Origin of the sequence: Streptomyces varsoviensis, from assembly GCF_000718635.1 — a bacterium.
Lineage (GTDB): Bacteria > Actinomycetota > Actinomycetes > Streptomycetales > Streptomycetaceae > Streptomyces > Streptomyces varsoviensis.
This window is the reverse complement of the sequence record NZ_JOBF01000003.1, coordinates 284,105-300,876: the sequence shown is the minus strand read 5'-3', so window position 1 is coordinate 300,876 and position 16,772 is coordinate 284,105. Positions and strand designations below refer to the sequence as shown.

The 16,772-nt window shown below is 72.5% G+C and carries 15 protein-coding genes; 6 read left to right on the top strand and 9 right to left on the bottom strand.

The genetic code is table 11. The features are described 5' to 3' along the window. Positions 1–297: 297 nt before the first annotated feature. Positions 298–816: a GNAT family N-acetyltransferase gene (locus IF55_RS05800; RefSeq protein ID WP_030876270.1), complete on the bottom strand. Its 519-nt coding sequence runs from the start codon at positions 814–816 to the stop codon at positions 298–300. Positions 817–930: 114 nt separating this feature from the next. Between IF55_RS05800 and IF55_RS05795 the strand changes: the two genes are divergently transcribed. Together IF55_RS05795 and IF55_RS35910 are read left to right on the top strand one after the other, a co-directional pair. After that, positions 931–1,575 carry a hypothetical protein gene (locus IF55_RS05795; RefSeq protein ID WP_245661071.1) on the top strand — a complete coding sequence of 215 codons (645 nt, stop codon included), beginning with the start codon at positions 931–933 and terminating at the stop codon, positions 1,573–1,575. Further along, positions 1,572–2,348 carry a hypothetical protein gene (locus IF55_RS35910; protein WP_051776059.1) on the top strand — a complete coding sequence of 259 codons (777 nt, stop codon included), beginning with the start codon at positions 1,572–1,574 and terminating at the stop codon, positions 2,346–2,348. The genes IF55_RS05795 and IF55_RS35910 overlap by 4 nt, the downstream gene beginning before the upstream one ends. A gap of 97 nt (positions 2,349–2,445) precedes the next feature. Here the strand turns inward: IF55_RS35910 and IF55_RS05785 are convergent, their stop codons facing one another. Then, positions 2,446–3,255, bottom strand: coding sequence for an O-methyltransferase (locus IF55_RS05785; RefSeq protein WP_078643701.1), 810 nt, complete (start codon positions 3,253–3,255; stop codon positions 2,446–2,448). Between the two features lie 249 nt (positions 3,256–3,504). Here IF55_RS05785 and IF55_RS05780 point away from each other — a divergent pair, with 249 nt between their 5' ends. Further along, positions 3,505–5,649, top strand: coding sequence for a bifunctional glycosyltransferase 87/phosphatase PAP2 family protein (locus IF55_RS05780; protein ID WP_051776057.1), 2,145 nt, complete (start codon positions 3,505–3,507; stop codon positions 5,647–5,649). Positions 5,650–5,749: 100 nt separating this feature from the next. Here IF55_RS05780 and IF55_RS05775 read toward each other — a convergent pair whose 3' ends face one another. The 6 genes from IF55_RS05775 to IF55_RS05750 form a co-directional block, all read right to left on the bottom strand. Further along, a complete protein-coding gene (locus IF55_RS05775; protein WP_030876255.1) occupies positions 5,750–6,487 on the bottom strand; it encodes a dienelactone hydrolase family protein in 738 nt (245 codons plus the stop codon). Positions 6,488–6,647: 160 nt separating this feature from the next. After that, positions 6,648–8,801, bottom strand: coding sequence for an MMPL family transporter (locus IF55_RS05770; protein WP_030876252.1), 2,154 nt, complete (start codon positions 8,799–8,801; stop codon positions 6,648–6,650). 208 nt (positions 8,802–9,009) lie between these two features. Continuing rightward, on the bottom strand, positions 9,010–9,708 hold the full coding sequence (locus IF55_RS05765; RefSeq protein WP_030876250.1) for a hypothetical protein: 699 nt from the start codon (positions 9,706–9,708) through the stop codon (positions 9,010–9,012). Continuing rightward, positions 9,708–10,472, bottom strand: a complete 765-nt coding sequence (locus tag IF55_RS40390; RefSeq protein WP_245661070.1) for a DUF6114 domain-containing protein — start codon at positions 10,470–10,472, stop codon at positions 9,708–9,710. The genes IF55_RS05765 and IF55_RS40390 overlap by 1 nt, the downstream gene beginning before the upstream one ends. Next, a complete protein-coding gene (locus tag IF55_RS05755) occupies positions 10,463–11,083 on the bottom strand; it encodes a DUF6230 family protein (RefSeq protein ID WP_030876246.1) in 621 nt (206 codons plus the stop codon). Before IF55_RS05755 ends, IF55_RS40390 begins: the two co-directional genes overlap by 10 nt. Positions 11,084–12,200: 1,117 nt before the next feature. Further along, a complete protein-coding gene (locus IF55_RS05750; protein ID WP_030876243.1) occupies positions 12,201–13,493 on the bottom strand; it encodes a cytochrome P450 in 1,293 nt (430 codons plus the stop codon). A 230-nt stretch (positions 13,494–13,723) separates the two neighbouring features. Between IF55_RS05750 and IF55_RS05745 the strand changes: the two genes are divergently transcribed. Then, positions 13,724–14,893 carry a steroid 3-ketoacyl-CoA thiolase gene (locus IF55_RS05745; protein WP_030876239.1) on the top strand — a complete coding sequence of 390 codons (1,170 nt, stop codon included), beginning with the start codon at positions 13,724–13,726 and terminating at the stop codon, positions 14,891–14,893. A 154-nt stretch (positions 14,894–15,047) separates the two neighbouring features. Here the strand turns inward: IF55_RS05745 and IF55_RS05740 are convergent, their stop codons facing one another. Next, positions 15,048–15,500, bottom strand: coding sequence for an aggregation-promoting factor C-terminal-like domain-containing protein (locus tag IF55_RS05740; RefSeq protein WP_030876235.1), 453 nt, complete (start codon positions 15,498–15,500; stop codon positions 15,048–15,050). A gap of 311 nt (positions 15,501–15,811) precedes the next feature. On the opposite strand from IF55_RS05740, the gene IF55_RS05735 reads away from it, so the two are divergent. Next, positions 15,812–16,390, top strand: a complete 579-nt coding sequence (locus tag IF55_RS05735; RefSeq protein ID WP_048831586.1) for a GNAT family N-acetyltransferase — start codon at positions 15,812–15,814, stop codon at positions 16,388–16,390. A gap of 112 nt (positions 16,391–16,502) precedes the next feature. Next, positions 16,503–16,751, top strand: coding sequence for a toxin-antitoxin system HicB family antitoxin (locus IF55_RS05730; protein ID WP_048831585.1), 249 nt, complete (start codon positions 16,503–16,505; stop codon positions 16,749–16,751). The last annotated feature ends 21 nt before the right edge of the window (positions 16,752–16,772 follow it).

Sequence of the window (16,772 nt, the reverse complement as noted above, 5' to 3'; positions counted from 1 at the left end):
GGTCGCGACGTGGCTCGGATGGCGAACGTCCCCCCCGGCGGCGACGCCGAGCGGCGGGCTGTGCCGCCGCCGGAACCGGCCTGAGGGCGCGGCCTCGGCGGCCGGGGCGCCTGGCGGCGCGGCGCTTGCCCGGCTTCGCCGGGTCTTGTTTGGTCGCGTCGCGCCGGGGGCGTTCGGGGCGCGCCGTTCAGGCCGCGCCGGCCGGAGTGTCGCGCTCAGCGGCGCGGCGGGACGAGTGCGCGGGCTGCCGACAGGCGGCCCGCTCGGGTCCGGTTCTCGCGGCTTGTGGCCGGGGCGTCAGGCTGCCAGGGGCTTTCCGTACCAGATTTCGGAGTGGGGGGCGTGGGAGTAGGGCGGGATTTCGGTGAAGCCGTGGTGTTCGTAGAGGGTGCGGGCTTCGACGAGGTCGAGTCTGGTGTCGAGGACGATGCGGTGGACGCCCCAGGCGCGGGCCTGGTGCTCCGCCGCGGCGAGCAGGAGGGACGCGCCGCCGCGACGGCGCTTGGCGGGGTGGAGGAACATCCGGCGCAGCTCGGCGGTACGGGCGTCCAGGCGGCGCAGGCCCACGCAGCCGGCCGGTTCGCCGTCGTGGCGGGCCACGAGGAAGGCGCCGTCCGGCGGGGCGAGGTCGTCGCTGGGCATCTCGCGGAGGTGCCGTTCGATCTCCTCGGCGGTCGAGCGGCGGCCGTGGTGGAGTTCGTACCAGCGGTCCGCGACGTCGGTCAGGTACGCGCGCAGCAGGGCCGCCGACTCGGGGGCCGCGACCGGCAGCGGGGCGACTGCCCAGCGGGCGAGGGCGGTGTCCGTGTGCGTCATGGGGCGCATCCTGGCAGGCCGGGGCGGGCGGCGCAGCCGAGTTTGGGCGGGGGAGGCGGGGCTACCCGAACGCGAACGGGCCCCGGAAGCAGGGGCTCCTGCGGAAGGGACGACATGTCGACTGGCGTGACCATCATCGTGATCGTCGCCGCCGTCATCCTCCTCGCGGCGCTCGCCGCCGGCCTGCTGCGCGGCGGCCGGGGCCGGGGCCGCGGGCGCGGCCTGCGACGGCGCTTCGGACCCGAGTACGACCTGGCGCTCGCCCGGCACGAAGGCGACGCCAAGGCGGCGGAGAAGGAACTGACCGAGCGGCTGCGGCGGCACGGCGACGTCAAGATCCAGCCCCTGACGGGAGAGTCGCGCGAGCGGTACGTGGCCTCCTGGAACGGCGTGCAGGAAGAGTTCGTCGACGCCCCGGCGCGGGCCGTGGCCGACGCCGAATCCCTGCTCGCCCAACTCGTCCGCGACCGCGGCTACCCGGCGGACCCCTATGACGAGCAGGTCGCCGCGCTCTCCGTGCACCACGCTTACAGCGTGCGCGGCTACCGCCAGGTGCACGCCGCCGCCGGCCGGGCCCGCGAGGGGCGCGCGGCGACGGAGGAGCTGCGGGAGGCCGTCGTCGGGGCCCGCGGGCTCTTCGACGAGCTGATCGACGAACGGCCGCGGGGGCGTTCGCACGCCTCCGACCGGCACCGTACGGGCGTTCCGTGGGCGGGTGCCCGCGGGCGGCACGAAGCGACGAAGGGCGGCACACCGTGACCATCGGACCCACTGGCTCCACTGGCCCCACCGGCCCCGGCGACTTCCCGGAGCGCGACAGCCTCGACGGGCGGGAGCGGCGGCGTCCCGCCGGACCCGACACGGGCCCCGCCGACCGCACGGGCCGTACGGGTCGTACGAGCGGGGCGGACGGTACGGGGCCCGGCGGGCACCCAGGCCACTACGAGCCGGGGAGCCGCGAGCCCGGACGCCATGAGTCCAGGAGCTACGGCCCCGGGGACTCCGGGCCCGGCCGCGGCGGCCGTCAGCAACGCGGCGGACGCGGCGCGGCACCCCCGCCGGGCGAGGGCGCGGTCCCGGCGGACCCGATGGACCCGGTGGTTCCGGGCGCGGTGCCAGGCGAGGGCGCTCCGCCGGACGGAGGCCCCGGCGCACCGGACAAGGACACGGGCCTCGGCCCCGGCGCCCAAGAGCGGCCCCCGCACGTACCGCGGCAGAACGGGCCGGACGAGCGGATTCCGCTCCAGGGTGAGCCGCCCCCCGCCACGCTGCTGCCGCAGGACGACCGCGACCGGCTCCTGCCGCACCTGCGCCACGCGATCAACGGGTTCGTCGACGAGCCGCGCTCGTCCGTCCAGGAGATCGACGCGCTCTACGAGGAACTCACCGGACGCCTCACCGACCTCTTCGGCGAACGCCGCCGCGCGCTGCGCGCCGCCTGGCACGACGACGCGGCCCAGCCGCAGACGGAAGAGCTGCGGCTGGTGCTGCGCGACTACCGCGACGCGATCGAACGGCTGCTGGCGGTCTGACGGCCGTCCCCCACTCTCGCCCCCGCCCCCGCCCCGCCACCTGGTTCCGCCCCGGTGGCGGGGCGGCGTGGCTCGCGTCACCGCACGGCCGACGCCGTCACCCCGTGACAAGCGCCATCGCGAAGCCGTCGTACCCCTTGCTGCCGACCGTCTGGAGCGCGGTGGCGGTCACCCGCGGGTCCTCGGCGAGCATGTCGAGGAAGGCGCGGGTGCCGCGCACCCCGGCGTCCGTGGTGTCGGGGTCGGCCACCGCGCCCGACCGTACGACGTTGTCGCCGACGATGAGCGTGCCCGGCCGGGAGAGTTTCAGCGCCCACTCCAGGTAGTGCGGGTTGTTCGGCTTGTCGGCGTCGATGAAGACGAGGTCGTACGGGGCCGGGTCCTCGGCCGCCAGCCGGGGCAGCGTCTCCAGGGCCGGGCCGACGTGCACCTTGACCCGGCCGGCGAGGCCGGCGCGCGCGATGTTGGCGCGGGCGACCTCGGCGTGCGCGGGGCTGAACTCCAGGGTGTCGAGGCGGCCGTCGGCGGGCAGGGCGCGCCCCAGCCAGATGCTGCTGTAGCCGCCGAGCGTGCCGAACTCCAGGATGCGGCGGGCGCCCCGGAGCTGGGCGAGGAGCTGGAGCAGCTTGCCCTGGTTGGGGGCGACGGCGATCCGCGGCAGCCCGGCCGCGTCGCTGTCGCGCAGCGCCGCCGTGAGCGCGTCGTCCTCCGGGGCGAGGAGTTCGCTGAAGTAACGGTCGACCTCGGTCCACCGCGCGGCGTCCGACCGACCGCCCGTACCGCCGTTCCCTTCGCCCGTACCGCTCGTACCGCCCGTACCACGGAGGCCGCCCGTGCCACTGAGGCCGCTGACGCCGCCCGTACCGCCCGTACCGCTGTGGCCCTGCCCTGCTGTGCTCTGCGACATGAGTTCCTCGGGTCCCTTCCCTTAGTTCCGCGAACAAAGTACGTAACCGACGGGGGCGCGGCAATCACATTCGGACAACTGTGGGAGGTTGTCAGGTGGCCTATGGGTGTCCTGCGTCTGTTTCTGGGGACTCAGTAAGGTTTCAACCTCCCCTAAGAGGGTGACTGGGCAACGGAGGAGCGGCGGGGCGTGGCGAATGCGGAACGGGGCGGGCTGAGCGGTCCGTCGGGGCGAGGGCCCAGGATCTTCTTGACACTGGGTGCCCTCTGGCTCGTCGCGGGCCTGCTGGCCGCGCGGCAGGCCGCGGCCGTGCTGCGGCTGCCGCCCGAGCGGCGGTTCACCGACCTGGAGACCTGGATCGGCGAGCACGGCGTGCTGCACGTCAACGGCTCGCTGTACGACGGCCACAAGTTCACCGGCTCACCCTTCGCCGGCCTCGCGCTCAAGCCGCTGACCCGCGCCGCCGAGCAGGGGCTCGGCCTCGTCTGGACCTTCGCCACCCTGCTCCTCGCCGTCGCCGTCGCCCTCGTCGCCGCGCGCTCCCTGCCCGGCCCGGTCTCCCGGCGTACGGCCCACCTGGCCGCGCCCGTGGCGATCAGCCTGATGGTGCTGTCCCTGCCGGTGCGGAACACCTTCACCCTCGGGCAGACCAGCATCATTCCCGTGCTGCTCGTCCTCCTCGGCTGCTGCCTGCCGCGGCTGTCGGACCGTACGACCGGGGTCCTCGTCGGCGTCGCGGCGGCGCTCCAGCCCGCCGTACTGCTCTTCGCGCCCCTGCTGTGGCTCGTCGGGCGCCGCCGCGCGGCCGTGACCACCGGCGCCGCCTTCGCCGTCTGCACCCTCCTGGCCTGGGCGGCGATGCCGGACGACTCCTGGTCGTACTGGGTGCACCACATCGCGGGCGCCGGGCTCGGCGAGGCCGCCGACGGCCTCGCCAACCAGTCGCTGCACGGCCTGCTGCTCCGCTTCGGGCTGCGCGGCCCCGGCGAACTGGCCCTGTACGGGGTGCTCGCCGTCGCGGTCGTCGCGCTCGGGCTGCGCCGCGCCGCGCACTACGCCAAGGACGGCCAGACCCTGCTGGCCACGGCGGTCACCGGCTGCGTCGCGGTCGCCGTCTCGCCCACCGCCTGGCAGCACCAGCAACTGTGGATTCTGCTCGCCCTCATCGGCCGGGTCGGCAAGCGCCGCGCGGACCGGCTCGTCTGGCCCGTGCTCGTCGTGCTGTCCATGACGCTCAGCAGCACCGTCCTCGTACCCGACAACCCGTTCCTCGGCCCCATCGGCGACAACGCGCCGCTCCTCGCGGCCCTCGCCGCGGCCTGCGCGGTGCCGTTCCTGACGCGGTCCTCGCCGCTGTGGGAGCGCCCGATGCCGACGCCGGTCGCCGAACGGCTCCCCGGCCGGTTCGCCTGGATCCCGCTGCTCCGCTTCTGGCGCCGGCCGCTGACCCGGCCCAACCTGCTGCTGGAGCTGATGCTGATCCGCGTCGGCTACTTCGTCTACTCCTACATCCGCGGCAGCGCGCCCGACGAGCGGACCACCGCCGAGCACCACGGCCGGCAGATAGTCTCCGCCGAACGGTTCCTGCACATCGATTTCGAGCACTGGTTCAACCACCTGGTGGCGAAGACCCACTGGCTCGAAAGCAGCATGAACTACTACTACGGGACCTTCCACTTCCTGCTCCCGCTCTCCGTGCTCGGCTACCTCTACCTGCGCCGCCCCGCCACCTACCGCTGGGCCCGCACCGCCCTGTCCATCACCACCCTGCTCGCCCTCGTCGGCTTCTGGCTCTACCCGCTGGCGCCGCCGAGGCTGATGCCCGGCCTCGGCTTCATCGACACCGCCAATGGCCCGCAGGACCTCTCCCACCCGGACTACGGCGCGCTCACCAAGCTGTCCAACCAGTACGCGGCCATGCCCTCGCTGCACATCGGCTGGTCGCTGTGGTGCGGCGTGGTGATAGCGATCGTCGCGCCGAAGCTGTGGATGAAGCTGCTGGGCCTCGTCTACCCGCTGCTGACCTTCTCCGTGATCGTCGGCACCGCCAACCACTACGTGCTGGACGCGGTCGGCGGCGCCACCGTCGTCGGCCTGGGCTTCGGCCTCCAGTACGTCCTCGCGGGGCCGGGACGGCGAGCACTCGGCCGGGCGGGCGAGAGCGGGGGGAAGAACGGGAGCGGCGGGGCCCTTACGGCCGGGGAGTCTCGTTCGGTCGGGACGGTGACCGGGGGGTCTCGTACGCCCGACACGGCGGCCGGTGGGCCTCGTACGGCTGAGGCGGAGCCCGTACGGGCGCGTGAGCCGGAGCCCGTACGGGCGCGTGAGCCGGGTCCCGGGAGCGATCCGGACCCGCTGGACGCGGGCGGGGAGGACCGTAAAGCACCGGCTTGACGGTTTGGCGGCCTGACGGCTTGGCGGCCTGACGGTTTGACGGGCCGGACCGGGCCGGGCCGGTGGGGGCGCGGCGCCTCGGCGGCGCGGCCGTGCCCCCTCACTCCGCCGCGAGGTGCTCCCCGAAGAACGCCTCGATCCGCCGCCAGGCGTGGGCCGCGGACTCCGGTTCCGGGCCGAAGCCGGTGATGCGCCGCATGATCGGCGCCAGCGCGCGCGGTACGTTCTCGGCGTCGCTCAGGAAGCTGTGCCCCGCGTTGGGGTACAGCTTCACGTCGTGCGCGACGCCGGCCCGCCGGAGCGCCGCCTCCAGCTTGGCCGCGTTGGCCCGGTACGGCTTGTCGCGCCCGCCGTAGCTGGCGACGACCGGGCACGCGCCCTCCATCGCCTGGTCCAACTCGGCCGGCAGTTGGCCGTAGTTGGCCGCCGCCGCGTCGAACCGGCCCTGCCCGGCCAGGACCAGCGCGAAGCCGCCGCCCATGCAGAACCCGATGACCCCGACCTTGCCCGTGCACGAGGGCTCGCCGAGCAGCCACTGCCGGGCCGCCTCGATGTCCGCGAACGCCGGGCCGTGCCCGCGCGCGAGCTGACGCATCGTCGGAACCATGCAGCGGATCGCCTTGCGGCCCGTGTAGAGGTCGGGCATCAGCGCCAGGTAACCCGCCGCCGCCATCCGTTCGTTGAGCCGCAGATTCACCGCGTCCGCGCCCATCGCCTCGAAGACGACCACGACACCGGGCCGGGGGCCGGCCCCCTCGGGGCGGGCGAGGTGGCCCACCAGGCCCGGGGTGCCGGAGTGCTGGGCGCTGAGCGCGGAGAGGTCCACCGTCTCGGTCATGCCCGAGACCGTACGCGAGGCGCGGTGCGATGGGTACGGCCCGTACGAGCCGTGCTGCCGCCCGTACGAGCCGTGCTGCCGCCCGTACGAGCCGTGCTGCCGCCCGTACGAGCCGTGCTGCCGCCCGTACGAGCTGTGCTGCCGCAGTACTGCCCTTGGCTCAGCCGCCTGATGGCGGAGACGACGGAGGCGGCGCGGCCGCCTGGGCGGCGGGTTCCCGCTTCTCGTCCCCGTGCCCCGGCCACCACGCCGCGTGCCCGATCAGCGCCGTCAGGCTCGGCGTGAAGACCATCGCCATGACGAACGCGGACACCACGATGCCGAAGGACAGCGCGAACCCCATCTGCGACAGGGTGGAGTTGCCCGCGAGCATCAGCGTCGCGAAGGTGCCCGCGAGGATCACGCCCGCCGCGGCGATCGTCGGCCCGGAGTGGCGGATGGCGGTGCCCGCCGCGTCGTGCGGGCCGCGGCCCTCGCGGGCCTCCTCGCGCAGCCGGGAGACCATCAGGATGTTGTAGTCGGTGCCGAGCGCGACGACGAAGAGATACATGATCACCGGCAGCATGAACATCAGCCCCGGCTGGCTGCCGATCCGCTGGAAGATGATCGAGGTCGCGCCGAGCGTCGCGCCGAAGCCGAGGGCGACGGACAGCATCAGATACCAGGGCGCGACGAGGCTGCGCAGCAGCAGCCCCAGGATCACCATGATGCACACCGCGGCCACGGGGAAGACCACCGAATAGTCGCGGTCCACGGCCTTGTTGATGTCGACGTAGACCGCGGTGGTGCCGCCGACGAGCGCCTTCGTGCCGCGCGGCGCGCCGTCGTGCGCGGTCGGCCGCAGCCGGTCCTTCACGGTCGTCAGCGCCTTGTCGGAGGCGGGCGGATCGGACAGGACGACGGAGTACGCGGCCGTGGAGCGGTCCGGGCTGAGCTTCGGCGCGGAGACCGAGCCGACGCCCTCGACCTTGCCCAGGCCCGTACGGAACGAGTCGGCCTGCGCCGCGCTCAGCGGGCGGTCGTCGGCCGAGGAGAGATAGACGGAGGTGGGGTCGACCGTGCCGGCCGGGAACCCCTTCTGCATGTCCCGCATCGCCACCATCGACTCCTTGGTCTTCGGCAGCGAGGACCCGGCGAGGTCGAAGTTGGCCCGGTAGCCGAGCGCGCCGACCGCGAGCGCGCCCATGACCAGGGCGGATATCAGTGCCCAGACGGCGGGGCGGCGGGCGACGGACTTTCCGAACCGGGCGAAGGCGGCCCCCTTCGGCTCCCGCTGCCACGCCTTCGACGGCCAGAACACCCGGGTGCCCAGCAGGGACACCACGGCCGGTACGAGCGTGAGCCCGGCCAGCAGCGTCACGAACACCGCGATGGCGAGCGCGGGGCCCATCGACTTGAGCATGCCGAGGGTGGACAGCGCGAGCGCGGCGAAGGCGACGATCACCGCGCCGGCCGCCGAGGCGATGGCCTCGCCGACCCGCTCCACGGCGTGCACCATGCCGCTCTTGGAGTCCTCGCCGGCGCGCAGCGCCTCCCGGTAGCGGAACAGCAGGAAGAGGATGTAGTCCGTGCCGACGCCGAAGAGCACGACCGTCAGCAGCTCCTGGACGGAGCTGTCGGCCTTCAGGTCGAACGCCTCGTTGGCGGAGGCGATCAGCCCGGTCGCCATGGGCGAGATGAGACCGATCAGCACGACGGGCAGCAGCGCGATGATCGGGCTGCGGAAGATGACCAGCAGCAGCACGATGATGATCACCACCGTGCCGGCCGCCACCAGCATCCCGGCGCGCGCGGAGGAGTCGCTCTCGTCCAGCGCCTGCGCGGCGGAGCCGGTGACGCCCGCCTTGAGCCCCGTGCCGCGGAGGTCCGGCTTCAGGTCCTCGCGCAGCTCCTTGACGGCGTCCTGCGGGCTCTTGTCGTTGGGGTCGGTGACCTTGGGCATCGCGACCGGGGAGGACAGCACCCGTTTGTTGGGGGAGAGCGAGCCGGGCGCGACGGTGTCGATGCCCTTGATCTTCTCCTTGTTCAAGGAGGCCGCGATCTTCGCGACGGCCGCACTGTCCCGCGCGGTCAGCCGGGCCCCGTCGGAGCGCTGGAAGACGATGATCGCGCCGATGTTCTGCTGCCGCGGGAAGTCCTTCTCCTGGACGTCCGAGGCTCTGATCGACTCGTAGTCGCTGGGCAGGAAGCTCGCCTCGTCGCTGCTGGACGTGAGCTTGGGGGCGAGCGAGATGACCGCCGCGGCGGCGATGACCCAGGCGAGGATCACCCACCACGGCCGTCGGACCACGAAGCGGCCCAGACTTGCGAACATGGCACAGCCTCCCGCTCGCCCCGACTCGGATCGTCGCGTCACACCATGATGGGGTGGTGGGGGTGGGTTCGCGACTTGAATCCTGCAAGCCGGGCCGGGGCGGCGGGTTCGCCGCGCCGTGGGTGATGCGCGGGCGATATGCGGGTGCCGTGCGGGTGCTGTACGGGTGATGCGTGGGTGACGACCGGGTGCGGTACGGGCCGGGTCGTCAGCCGGTGACGGTGATCTGCGACGCGGGGTCGGTCACGTCCGTGACGTCGTACGTGGCGGTGAACGTCGACGACGTGGAGCTGGTCGGGCAGCCGAAGCCGCCGACGACGTGGACCGGCACGGACGCGTTCGCGAACCCGAGCTTCGACGGCGCGCCGTTGGTCCAGGTGCCGGCGATGTTCGCGGGGGCGGTCGGCGCGGCGGTCACGGTGCACGAGGCCAGGCCGTTGGTCTGGAGGACGAAGCCGCCGGTGGGGATCGTCAGGGTCGCGGAGATCGGGGACCCGTTCTGCATGGCGACGCCCCAGGTGCCGCTGGTGGTGATGGCGGCCGTGACGCCGGGGATGCTGGCGGTGCAGGAGCTGAAGGTCGGCGCGTTGATGGTGTTCGAGACCGGGCCCGAGGGGTTGGTGTTGTTCGGCGCCGCCGGCACCGAGTTGTTGGTGCCGCTCGCACCGGGCGCGGAGCTGGAGACCGTACACGTCACCGTCACCGCGCCGGCCTTGAAGGTGGCCTTGCCGGTCAGCTTGGCGGCGAAGTGGTGCCCGGCCGGGGTGACGGTCGTCGACGCCGGGGCGATGCCGGCGGCGGGCGCCGACGCGCCGGCGGTGCCGCCGCCGAGCGTGAACGCGGCGGCGAAGGCGAGCCCGGCCGCGGGGGCCAGCAGCGCGCGGGCGCGTAAGGGCTGATGTCTCATCAGTTCTCCTTGAGGCGTGAGGGTTTGCGGAGCAGCGTGGGCTCGGCCGGGGCGGTGGCGGCCGTGGCGGTTGTGGCGGTGGTGGTTGCTGTGGGCGGACCGGCGGTGGGTGGGCCGGCCGTGGGCGGACCAGTTGCGGGCGGCGGGTCTGTGGGCCGCTGATCCGTGGGCCGTGGGTCCGTAGGTCGTGGGTCCGTAGGCCGTGGGCCTGTAGCCGGTACGTCCTTGGGCGGCGGGCCTGCCGCCGGTACGTCCGTAGCCGGTACGTCCATGGGCTGGGTGTCCCCGGGCGGTACGTCCATGGGCTGGGTGTCCTCGGGCGGTACGTCCGTGGGCCCGGCGCCACCGGGGGGTGCGGCGCCACGGGGTTCGGCTCCGTGGGCGGGGTCCGGCGGGGCGTCGCCCGCGTCAGCGCTCGGCAGCGGCTGCCAGGCGAAGATCAGGCCGCCGCCGATGATCCCGAGCACGGTGCCGATGAGGAAGCCGCCGAGGTTGGACATGACCAGCGCGGCGGCGGCGACCATGACCGTGACGATCCCGGCCAGCGACCGGTACTGCGGGGCGAACCAGGCGGCGAGCCCCATCAGGATCATGACCGCGCCCATGAGCACGGACGGGATACCGGCGATCCCCTGCTGGAGCATGATCTTCAGCGGCGCGAGCGGAATGGCGCAGATCTCGGCGCCCGCGATGATGGCGGCCAGCCCGCCCCAGAAGGGGCGGCCCCGGCGCCACTGCCGCCACCGGCGCCGGATCAGAAGCATTCCTTCTTGCCCTTGGACACGTTCATGCTCAGCCCGGTGAGCTTGAACGTCGCGGCGTTGGTGGCCCACGCCGTCTGGTGGAGGTTCGTGATGTCGATGTCGTCGGCCTGCTGGGCGAACAGGTCCTGGAGGCCCTGCGCGTTCTCCGGGCCCTTGTCGAGCGTCGAGGCGTCGCGGCCGATCTCGATGTTGTTGAACGAGGCGTTGCCCGAGAGCTGGGTCGCGTCGACGAACAGGTTCTCGGCCTGGACGGGCTTGCCGCCGCCACCGGCGGAGAGCTTCAGGGAGATGTCCCCGATGACGGGCAGGTGGGTGACGACCGACTGGCAGAGATTGTGCAGCTCGGCCTTCTTGATGGCGGTCACGGCCACGGGCAGCAGATCGCCGCGGGCGTTGGTGTCGATGCCGCCGTACTGGGCGAAGCCGTCGCCCTTGAGGCTGGAGGCCGAGACCTTGAACTGCTGGCCGGACACGGCGAACGATGCCGCCAGCGCCCCGTTGGCGAGGGCGATGGCGAGCGCCGCCGTCGCCGCGAACCCGGGCACGGACAGCACGGCGAACCTGCGCCACCTGACCCGGCCCGTGACCTGTCTGCCGTGTGCGTCTTTCATGTCGTATTGCCCCTTCGATGAGCGTCGCGTAGCGCTGTCGAATCACGTGGGGGGAGCGGTGGCGTGACCGTGCGGTGACCATGCGGTTGAGCTGCCGAACAAGGTGTAGGGGTCATGCCAACCGTGCGGTATACCCGAGAGTAAGTCCGCCAATGAGCACTGGCAAGGTACGGGAACTCAGCTAATTGGGTTGGGGGGTAAGGCAGTTGTCGGTTGGGCGGGGAGGTCTGTGGGGCGGTATTGCGCCCGGCCGGGTGCGGCTTTCGTCTCGGACCCTCCGGGTCCAAGGCGCTGGCAGCGGGAGGGGAGGGGGTGGTGCTGCTGTCGTCGTGCTGCCTGCGGGCCGGAGGGTGCCTGAGGTCAAAGCTGGCTCCGCTGCGCTCCGCCGCTGGCTGCTGCCGCGATGTGGCGGGGGCGGGTTCTTCGGGTGCGGGCGCGTTTCGGGCCTGCGGCCCACGGCGGCCGGAGCGCAGGGGAGCGGAGGGCGCGCTGCGCTGCGCCTGGGGGTGCAGACGGTTCGGGGGAGGGTTTCCGCCCGTAGGGGAGGGGGGTGAGGCTGGGGAAACCCCACTTTGAGGGCTGGCGTGCCCGTTATGCCCGCTATGACAGGTTCACCGTTCAACAGGGTGGGGTTGCCGCCCAGTTTCGCGTCCGTAATGGGGCTTTTGCCGGGCGGCAACCCAACTCTACCTGCGGGTAATAGGCCCAACTCGCCAGCCACCAGCGGCGCAGCGCAGCGGAGCCGTCCACTGCGTGCCTTCTGGGGCCAGCGGGCCCGAGGTGAAACCCGCGTCCGACTGGCCGGGCCCGGCCACATCGCGGCAGCAGCTAGCGGCGGAGCGCAGCGGAGCCAGTTCTGACCCCGGCCACGTACCGAGCGGCGGGCAGCGCGACAACACCAGCCCGCACCCCCTCCCTCCCGCTGCCGGCGCCTTGGACCCGGAGGGTCCGAGACGAAAGCCGCACCCACCCACACCGAATACCGCCCCACCGAGCAATACCGCCCCACCGAGCAATACCGCCCCCACCGAGCAATACCGCCCCCACCGAGCAATGCCGCCCCCACCGAGCAATACCGCCCCACCGAGAAACACCACCACCCACTCCCCTCGCCCCCCTACCCGTAAGCCACCCCCATCTCCTTGATGCCGTTCAGCCACGCCGATCGCAGCCGCCTCGGGGCCGCCGTCAGGCGGATGTCGGGGAGGGCGTCGGCGATGGCGTTGAAGATGAGGTCGATCTCCAGGACCGCGAGGGACTTGCCGAGGCAGAAGTGCGGGCCGCCGCCTCCGAAGCCCAGGTGGGGGTTGGGGTCGCGGGTGATGTCGAAGAGTTCCGGGTGGTCGAAGACCTCGGGGTCGTTGTTGGCGGAGGCGTAGAAGATGCCCACGCGCTGGCCCTTCTTGATCTGCGCTCCGCCCAGTTCCGTGTCGTGGGTGGCGGTGCGCTGGAAGGAGATGACCGGGGTCGCCCACCGTACGATCTCCTCGGCTGCCGTCGACGGGCGCTCCCGTTTGTAGAGTTCCCACTGCTCGGGGTGGGTGAGGAAGGCGTGCATGCCGTGCGAGATGGCGTTGCGCGTGGTCTCGTTGCCCGCGACGGCCAGCAGCAGGACGAAGAAGCCGAACTCGTCCGAGCCGAGGTTGCCCTGGTCCTCGGCGGCCACGAGCTGGCTGACGATGTCCTTGGCCGGGCACTCCTTGCGGGCGGCGGAGAGGTTCATCGCGTAGGAGATGAGTTCCATGGCCGCGTTGGTGCCGACCTCTTCGGTGATGGCCAGTTCGGGGTCGTCGTACGCGATCATCTTGTTGGACCAGTCGAAGATCCTGGCCCGCTCCTCCTGCGGTACGCCGATGAGTTCGGCGATGGCCTGAAGCGGCAGTTCGCAGGCGATGTCGGTGACGAAGTCGCCGCGCCCGCTCTCCTTCGCCGCCGCCACGATCTTGCCGGCCCGGTCGCGGAGGGCGGCTTCGAGCGCCCGGATCGCGCGCGGGGTGAAGCCGCGCTGCACGATCTGGCGGACGCGGGTGTGTTCGGGCGGGTCCATGTTGAGCATGATGAGCTTCTGCACGTCGATCTGTTCGCGCTGGATGTGCTGGTTGAAGCGGATGATCGAGGTGTTGAGGCCGGCCGAGTAGGTCTCCGGCTTGGTGGAGACCTCCTTGACGTCGGCGTGCCGGGTGACGACCCAGTACCCCTCGTCGTCGAAGCCGGCGATGCCGCGCGGCTGGGCGTTCCACCAGACCGGGGCGGTCTCCCGCAGCCGCGCGAACTCCGGGAGGGGGACCCGCTGGTGGTACAGGTCGGGGTCGGTGAAGTCGAAGCCTTCGGGGAGTCCGTGGGGCCCTCCGTGCGGGGTTCCTTCGGGGAGTCCGTCGGGCGGTCCTTCGGAATGTACTGGGCAGGACATCGGCCACTCCAGGTCTGACGGCCCATCAGAAGTTGGCCTGAAGGTAGTAACGAGTTCTATAGGTCGCAAGGGTCGCGGCAGCAACTGTTGCGGGCCCGGCGGCCACCCGGTGCGTGCACGACCCTTGCGTACCGGGGGCGGCAGTCGTGAGACTGCGTGCAGAACTAGAACGGGTACTAGTTCTGCCGTGGGCGCCGGGACGCCCTGCGGACGCGAGGAGAGGACGAGTCATGGCCGCGGAACCCGTCATCGTCGAAGCCGTACGCACCCCCATCGGCAAGCGCGGCGGCGCGCTCGCCAACCTCCATCCCGCCTACCTGCTGGGCGAGACGTACCGCGAACTCCTGGCCCGTACCGGCATCCAGCCGGACTGCGTCGAGCAGATCGTCGGCGGCACCGTCACGCACGCGGGCGAGCAGTCGATGAACCCGGCGCGCAACGCCTGGCTCGCGATGGGCCTGCCGTACGAGACCGCCGCCACCACCGTGGACTGCCAGTGCGGCTCCTCCCAGCAGGCCAACCACATGGTCGCCAACATGATCGCGGGCGGCGTCATCGATATCGGGATCGGCTGCGGCGTCGAGGCCATGTCCCGGGTGCCGCTGGGCAGCGGGTCCAAGCACGGCCCCGGCAAGCCCTGGCCGGACGAGTGGAACGTGGACCTCCCCAACCAGTTCCAGGCCGCCGAACGGATCGCCCAGCGGCGCGGGCTGACCCGCGAGGACGTCGACAATCTCGGCCTCGCCTCGCAGCGGCGCGCGGCCACCGCCTGGGCCGAGGAGCGGTTCAAGCGCGAGACCTTCGCCGTCCAGGTCCCCACCACCGAGGAGGAACAGGCGGCCGGCCAGGGCATGTGGCGGCTCGTCGACCGGGACGAGGGGCTGCGCGACACGAGCATGGAGGCGCTGTCCGGCCTCAAGCCCGTCATGCCGACCGCCGTCCACACGGCCGGGAACTCCTCGCAGATCTCGGACGGCGCGTGCGCCGTGATGTGGGCGTCCAAGCGGATGGCGCGGGCGCTGCGGCTGCGGCCCCGGGCCCGTATCGTCGCCCAGGCGCTGGTCGGCTCCGACCCGCACTTCCACCTCGACGGGCCCATCGACGCCACACGGGCCGTCCTCGGCAAGGCCGGGATGGCGCTCAAGGACATCGACCTCGTGGAGATCAACGAGGCGTTCGCGTCCGTCGTGCTGTCCTGGGGGCGCGTCTTCGAACAGGGCATGGACAAGGTGAACGTGAACGGCGGCGCGATAGCGCTGGGCCACCCGGTCGGCGCCACCGGGGCCCGGCTGATCACCACCGCGCTGCATGAACTGGAGCGCAGGGACAAGGAGTTCGCGCTGATCACGATGTGCGCGGGCGGCGCGCTGGCGACGGGGACGATCATTCAGCGGCTGTGAGCCTCGCGGACGCACACGCTGAGGGGCCGGCGTCGGTGACGCGCACACCGAGGGGCCGGCGTCGGTGACGTCGGCCCCTCGGTGGTGGGGGTCGTGGTGCTGGGGTGCCGCCCGGCTCAGTATCAGTCGCCTGACTCAGTGCCGGTCGCCCGGGTCAGTACCAGTTGTGGGACTGCCAGAAGGACCAGGCGGCGCACGGGCTGCCGTACGTGGAGTTCATGTACTCCAGGCCCCACTTGATCTGGGTCTCCGGGTTGGTCTTGTAGTCCGCGCCGGCCGACGCCATCTTCGACGCGGGCAGGGCCTGCACGAGGCCGTACGCGCCGCTGGCGTTGGACGCGGTGGGGTTCCAGCCGCTCTCGTGCTCGACGATCTTGCTGAAGCACTGGTACTGCGCGGCGTCCGGGATCAGCTTGTGCGCGGCGGCCTGCGGGCCGCTGTCGGCGGTGGCGCTCGCGGGAGCCTTCGGGGCGGCGGCCTGGGCCGGGGTCGCGGCCTGGGCCGGGACGGCGGCGAAGACGGCGCCGGCGGCGCCGGCCGCCACGGTGGCGGCAGCGGCGGCGGTCTTCGTGCGGGGGATGAAGCGGCTGATGGTGCGGGACGTCACGGTGCGGAGCCTTCCGTCGGGGGCAGGGGAAGAGCGATGGGCGTGGCCGGACCGTCCTGCGCTCCGGCGACTCCACCGACAGTGCATCCCACCAGATATGTCCGCAATGCCCCCTCTTACTAGTGGAACTCGCGCGTCGGGCGGAAGGTCCTGGCCCGGCGCGGGGCCGTATCGCCGCAGGTCGGGGCAGGTTTCTCGGCGGAGGTGGGGGCGGGTACGGCCGTACGAGGGGTGGTCGTAGGTGACCAAGGTCCCTGTGCGTGGGCTCACTTTTCGGCCGCCTCGCGAGCCGGGTGGGTAATACTCGTTCCATGTCTTCACTGATTACCGGCGGCGTACGGCGAGCAGCCGGGGCCCCCGCGACGGCGACGGTGCGCCGGGCCGCCGCCAGAGACGCGAAGCGGCTCACCGGGCTCGTACGGAACTCGGCCGCGTACCAGGGGCAGTACGCGGCCATGGTGGCCGGGTACACCGTGGGGCCGGACTACATCGAGGCGCATCGGGTCTTTGTGGCGGTCGATGGTGATGGCGGTGGTGTGACTGGTGGCGGTCTTGCCGACGGGGGTGGCGGCGGTGGTGCCGGGGGCGCGGGCGCTGTGCTCGGCTTCTACGCGCTGGTCGTCGAGCCGCCGGAGCTGGACCTGATGTTCGTGTCCGACGCGGCGCAGGGGCGCGGCATCGGCCGGCTCCTCATCGCGCACATGACCGCCGAGGCGCGCGCCGCCGGGCTGGACCGCGTCCGGGTGGTCTCGCACCCGCCCGCCGAAGGCTTCTACCGCAGCATGGGCGCGCGACCGCTCGGGATGATCCCCGCGAACCCGCCGGCGGTGCTGTGGGACCGGCCGGAGCTGATGTTTCCCATCGAGATGGTCGGCGGGTCGGAGGGCTGACCCTGTTGGGCAGGAGAGCCGGCCGGGGTAGGCGTGGCGCGGCCGCCGTCGCCGTACGGCAGGCACTGGCCAAGGCTGGTGGGCCGTCGCTAGGCCCGGCTAGCTTCCCCGCATGGGAGCCACCAAGACGCAGTTCAACGTCCGGCTGTCGCAGGAGGCCGCCGAGGCGGCCCGGCGCGCGGCCACGGACCAGCGGATCAGCCTCAACGAGTACATCGAGCGGCTGATCAACGCCGACACCGACACCAAGCGCGCCGCGTCGCGGCGGGCCGCCGGGCGATTCATCGCGGAGTGGGGCGAGTTCATCGAGGCCGAGGCGGCACGGGCGAACGGTGAGGCGCGGCGTGCTGTCTCGGGCTGACGGGGGCGCTGACGCCGGTAC

Excerpts from the sequence above, each read along its gene's own strand:
- IF55_RS05730 (WP_048831585.1), top strand. The coding sequence starts at position 16,503 with ATGGGAGCCACCAAGACGCAGTTCAACGTCCGGCTGTCGCAGGAGGCC.
- IF55_RS05735 (WP_048831586.1), top strand. The coding sequence starts at position 15,812 with ATGTCTTCACTGATTACCGGCGGCGTACGGCGAGCAGCCGGGGCCCCC.
- IF55_RS05750 (WP_030876243.1), bottom strand. The coding sequence starts at position 13,493 with ATGTCCTGCCCAGTACATTCCGAAGGACCGCCCGACGGACTCCCCGAA.
- IF55_RS05770 (WP_030876252.1), bottom strand. The coding sequence starts at position 8,801 with ATGTTCGCAAGTCTGGGCCGCTTCGTGGTCCGACGGCCGTGGTGGGTG.
- IF55_RS05775 (WP_030876255.1), bottom strand. The coding sequence starts at position 6,487 with ATGACCGAGACGGTGGACCTCTCCGCGCTCAGCGCCCAGCACTCCGGC.
- IF55_RS05745 (WP_030876239.1), top strand. The coding sequence starts at position 13,724 with ATGGCCGCGGAACCCGTCATCGTCGAAGCCGTACGCACCCCCATCGGC.
- IF55_RS05755 (WP_030876246.1), bottom strand. The coding sequence starts at position 11,083 with ATGAAAGACGCACACGGCAGACAGGTCACGGGCCGGGTCAGGTGGCGC.
- IF55_RS05785 (WP_078643701.1), bottom strand. The coding sequence starts at position 3,255 with ATGTCGCAGAGCACAGCAGGGCAGGGCCACAGCGGTACGGGCGGTACG.
- IF55_RS40390 (WP_245661070.1), bottom strand. The coding sequence starts at position 10,472 with ATGCTTCTGATCCGGCGCCGGTGGCGGCAGTGGCGCCGGGGCCGCCCC.
- IF55_RS05765 (WP_030876250.1), bottom strand. The coding sequence starts at position 9,708 with ATGAGACATCAGCCCTTACGCGCCCGCGCGCTGCTGGCCCCCGCGGCC.
- IF55_RS05800 (WP_030876270.1), bottom strand. The coding sequence starts at position 816 with ATGACGCACACGGACACCGCCCTCGCCCGCTGGGCAGTCGCCCCGCTG.
- IF55_RS05795 (WP_245661071.1), top strand. The coding sequence starts at position 931 with ATGTCGACTGGCGTGACCATCATCGTGATCGTCGCCGCCGTCATCCTC.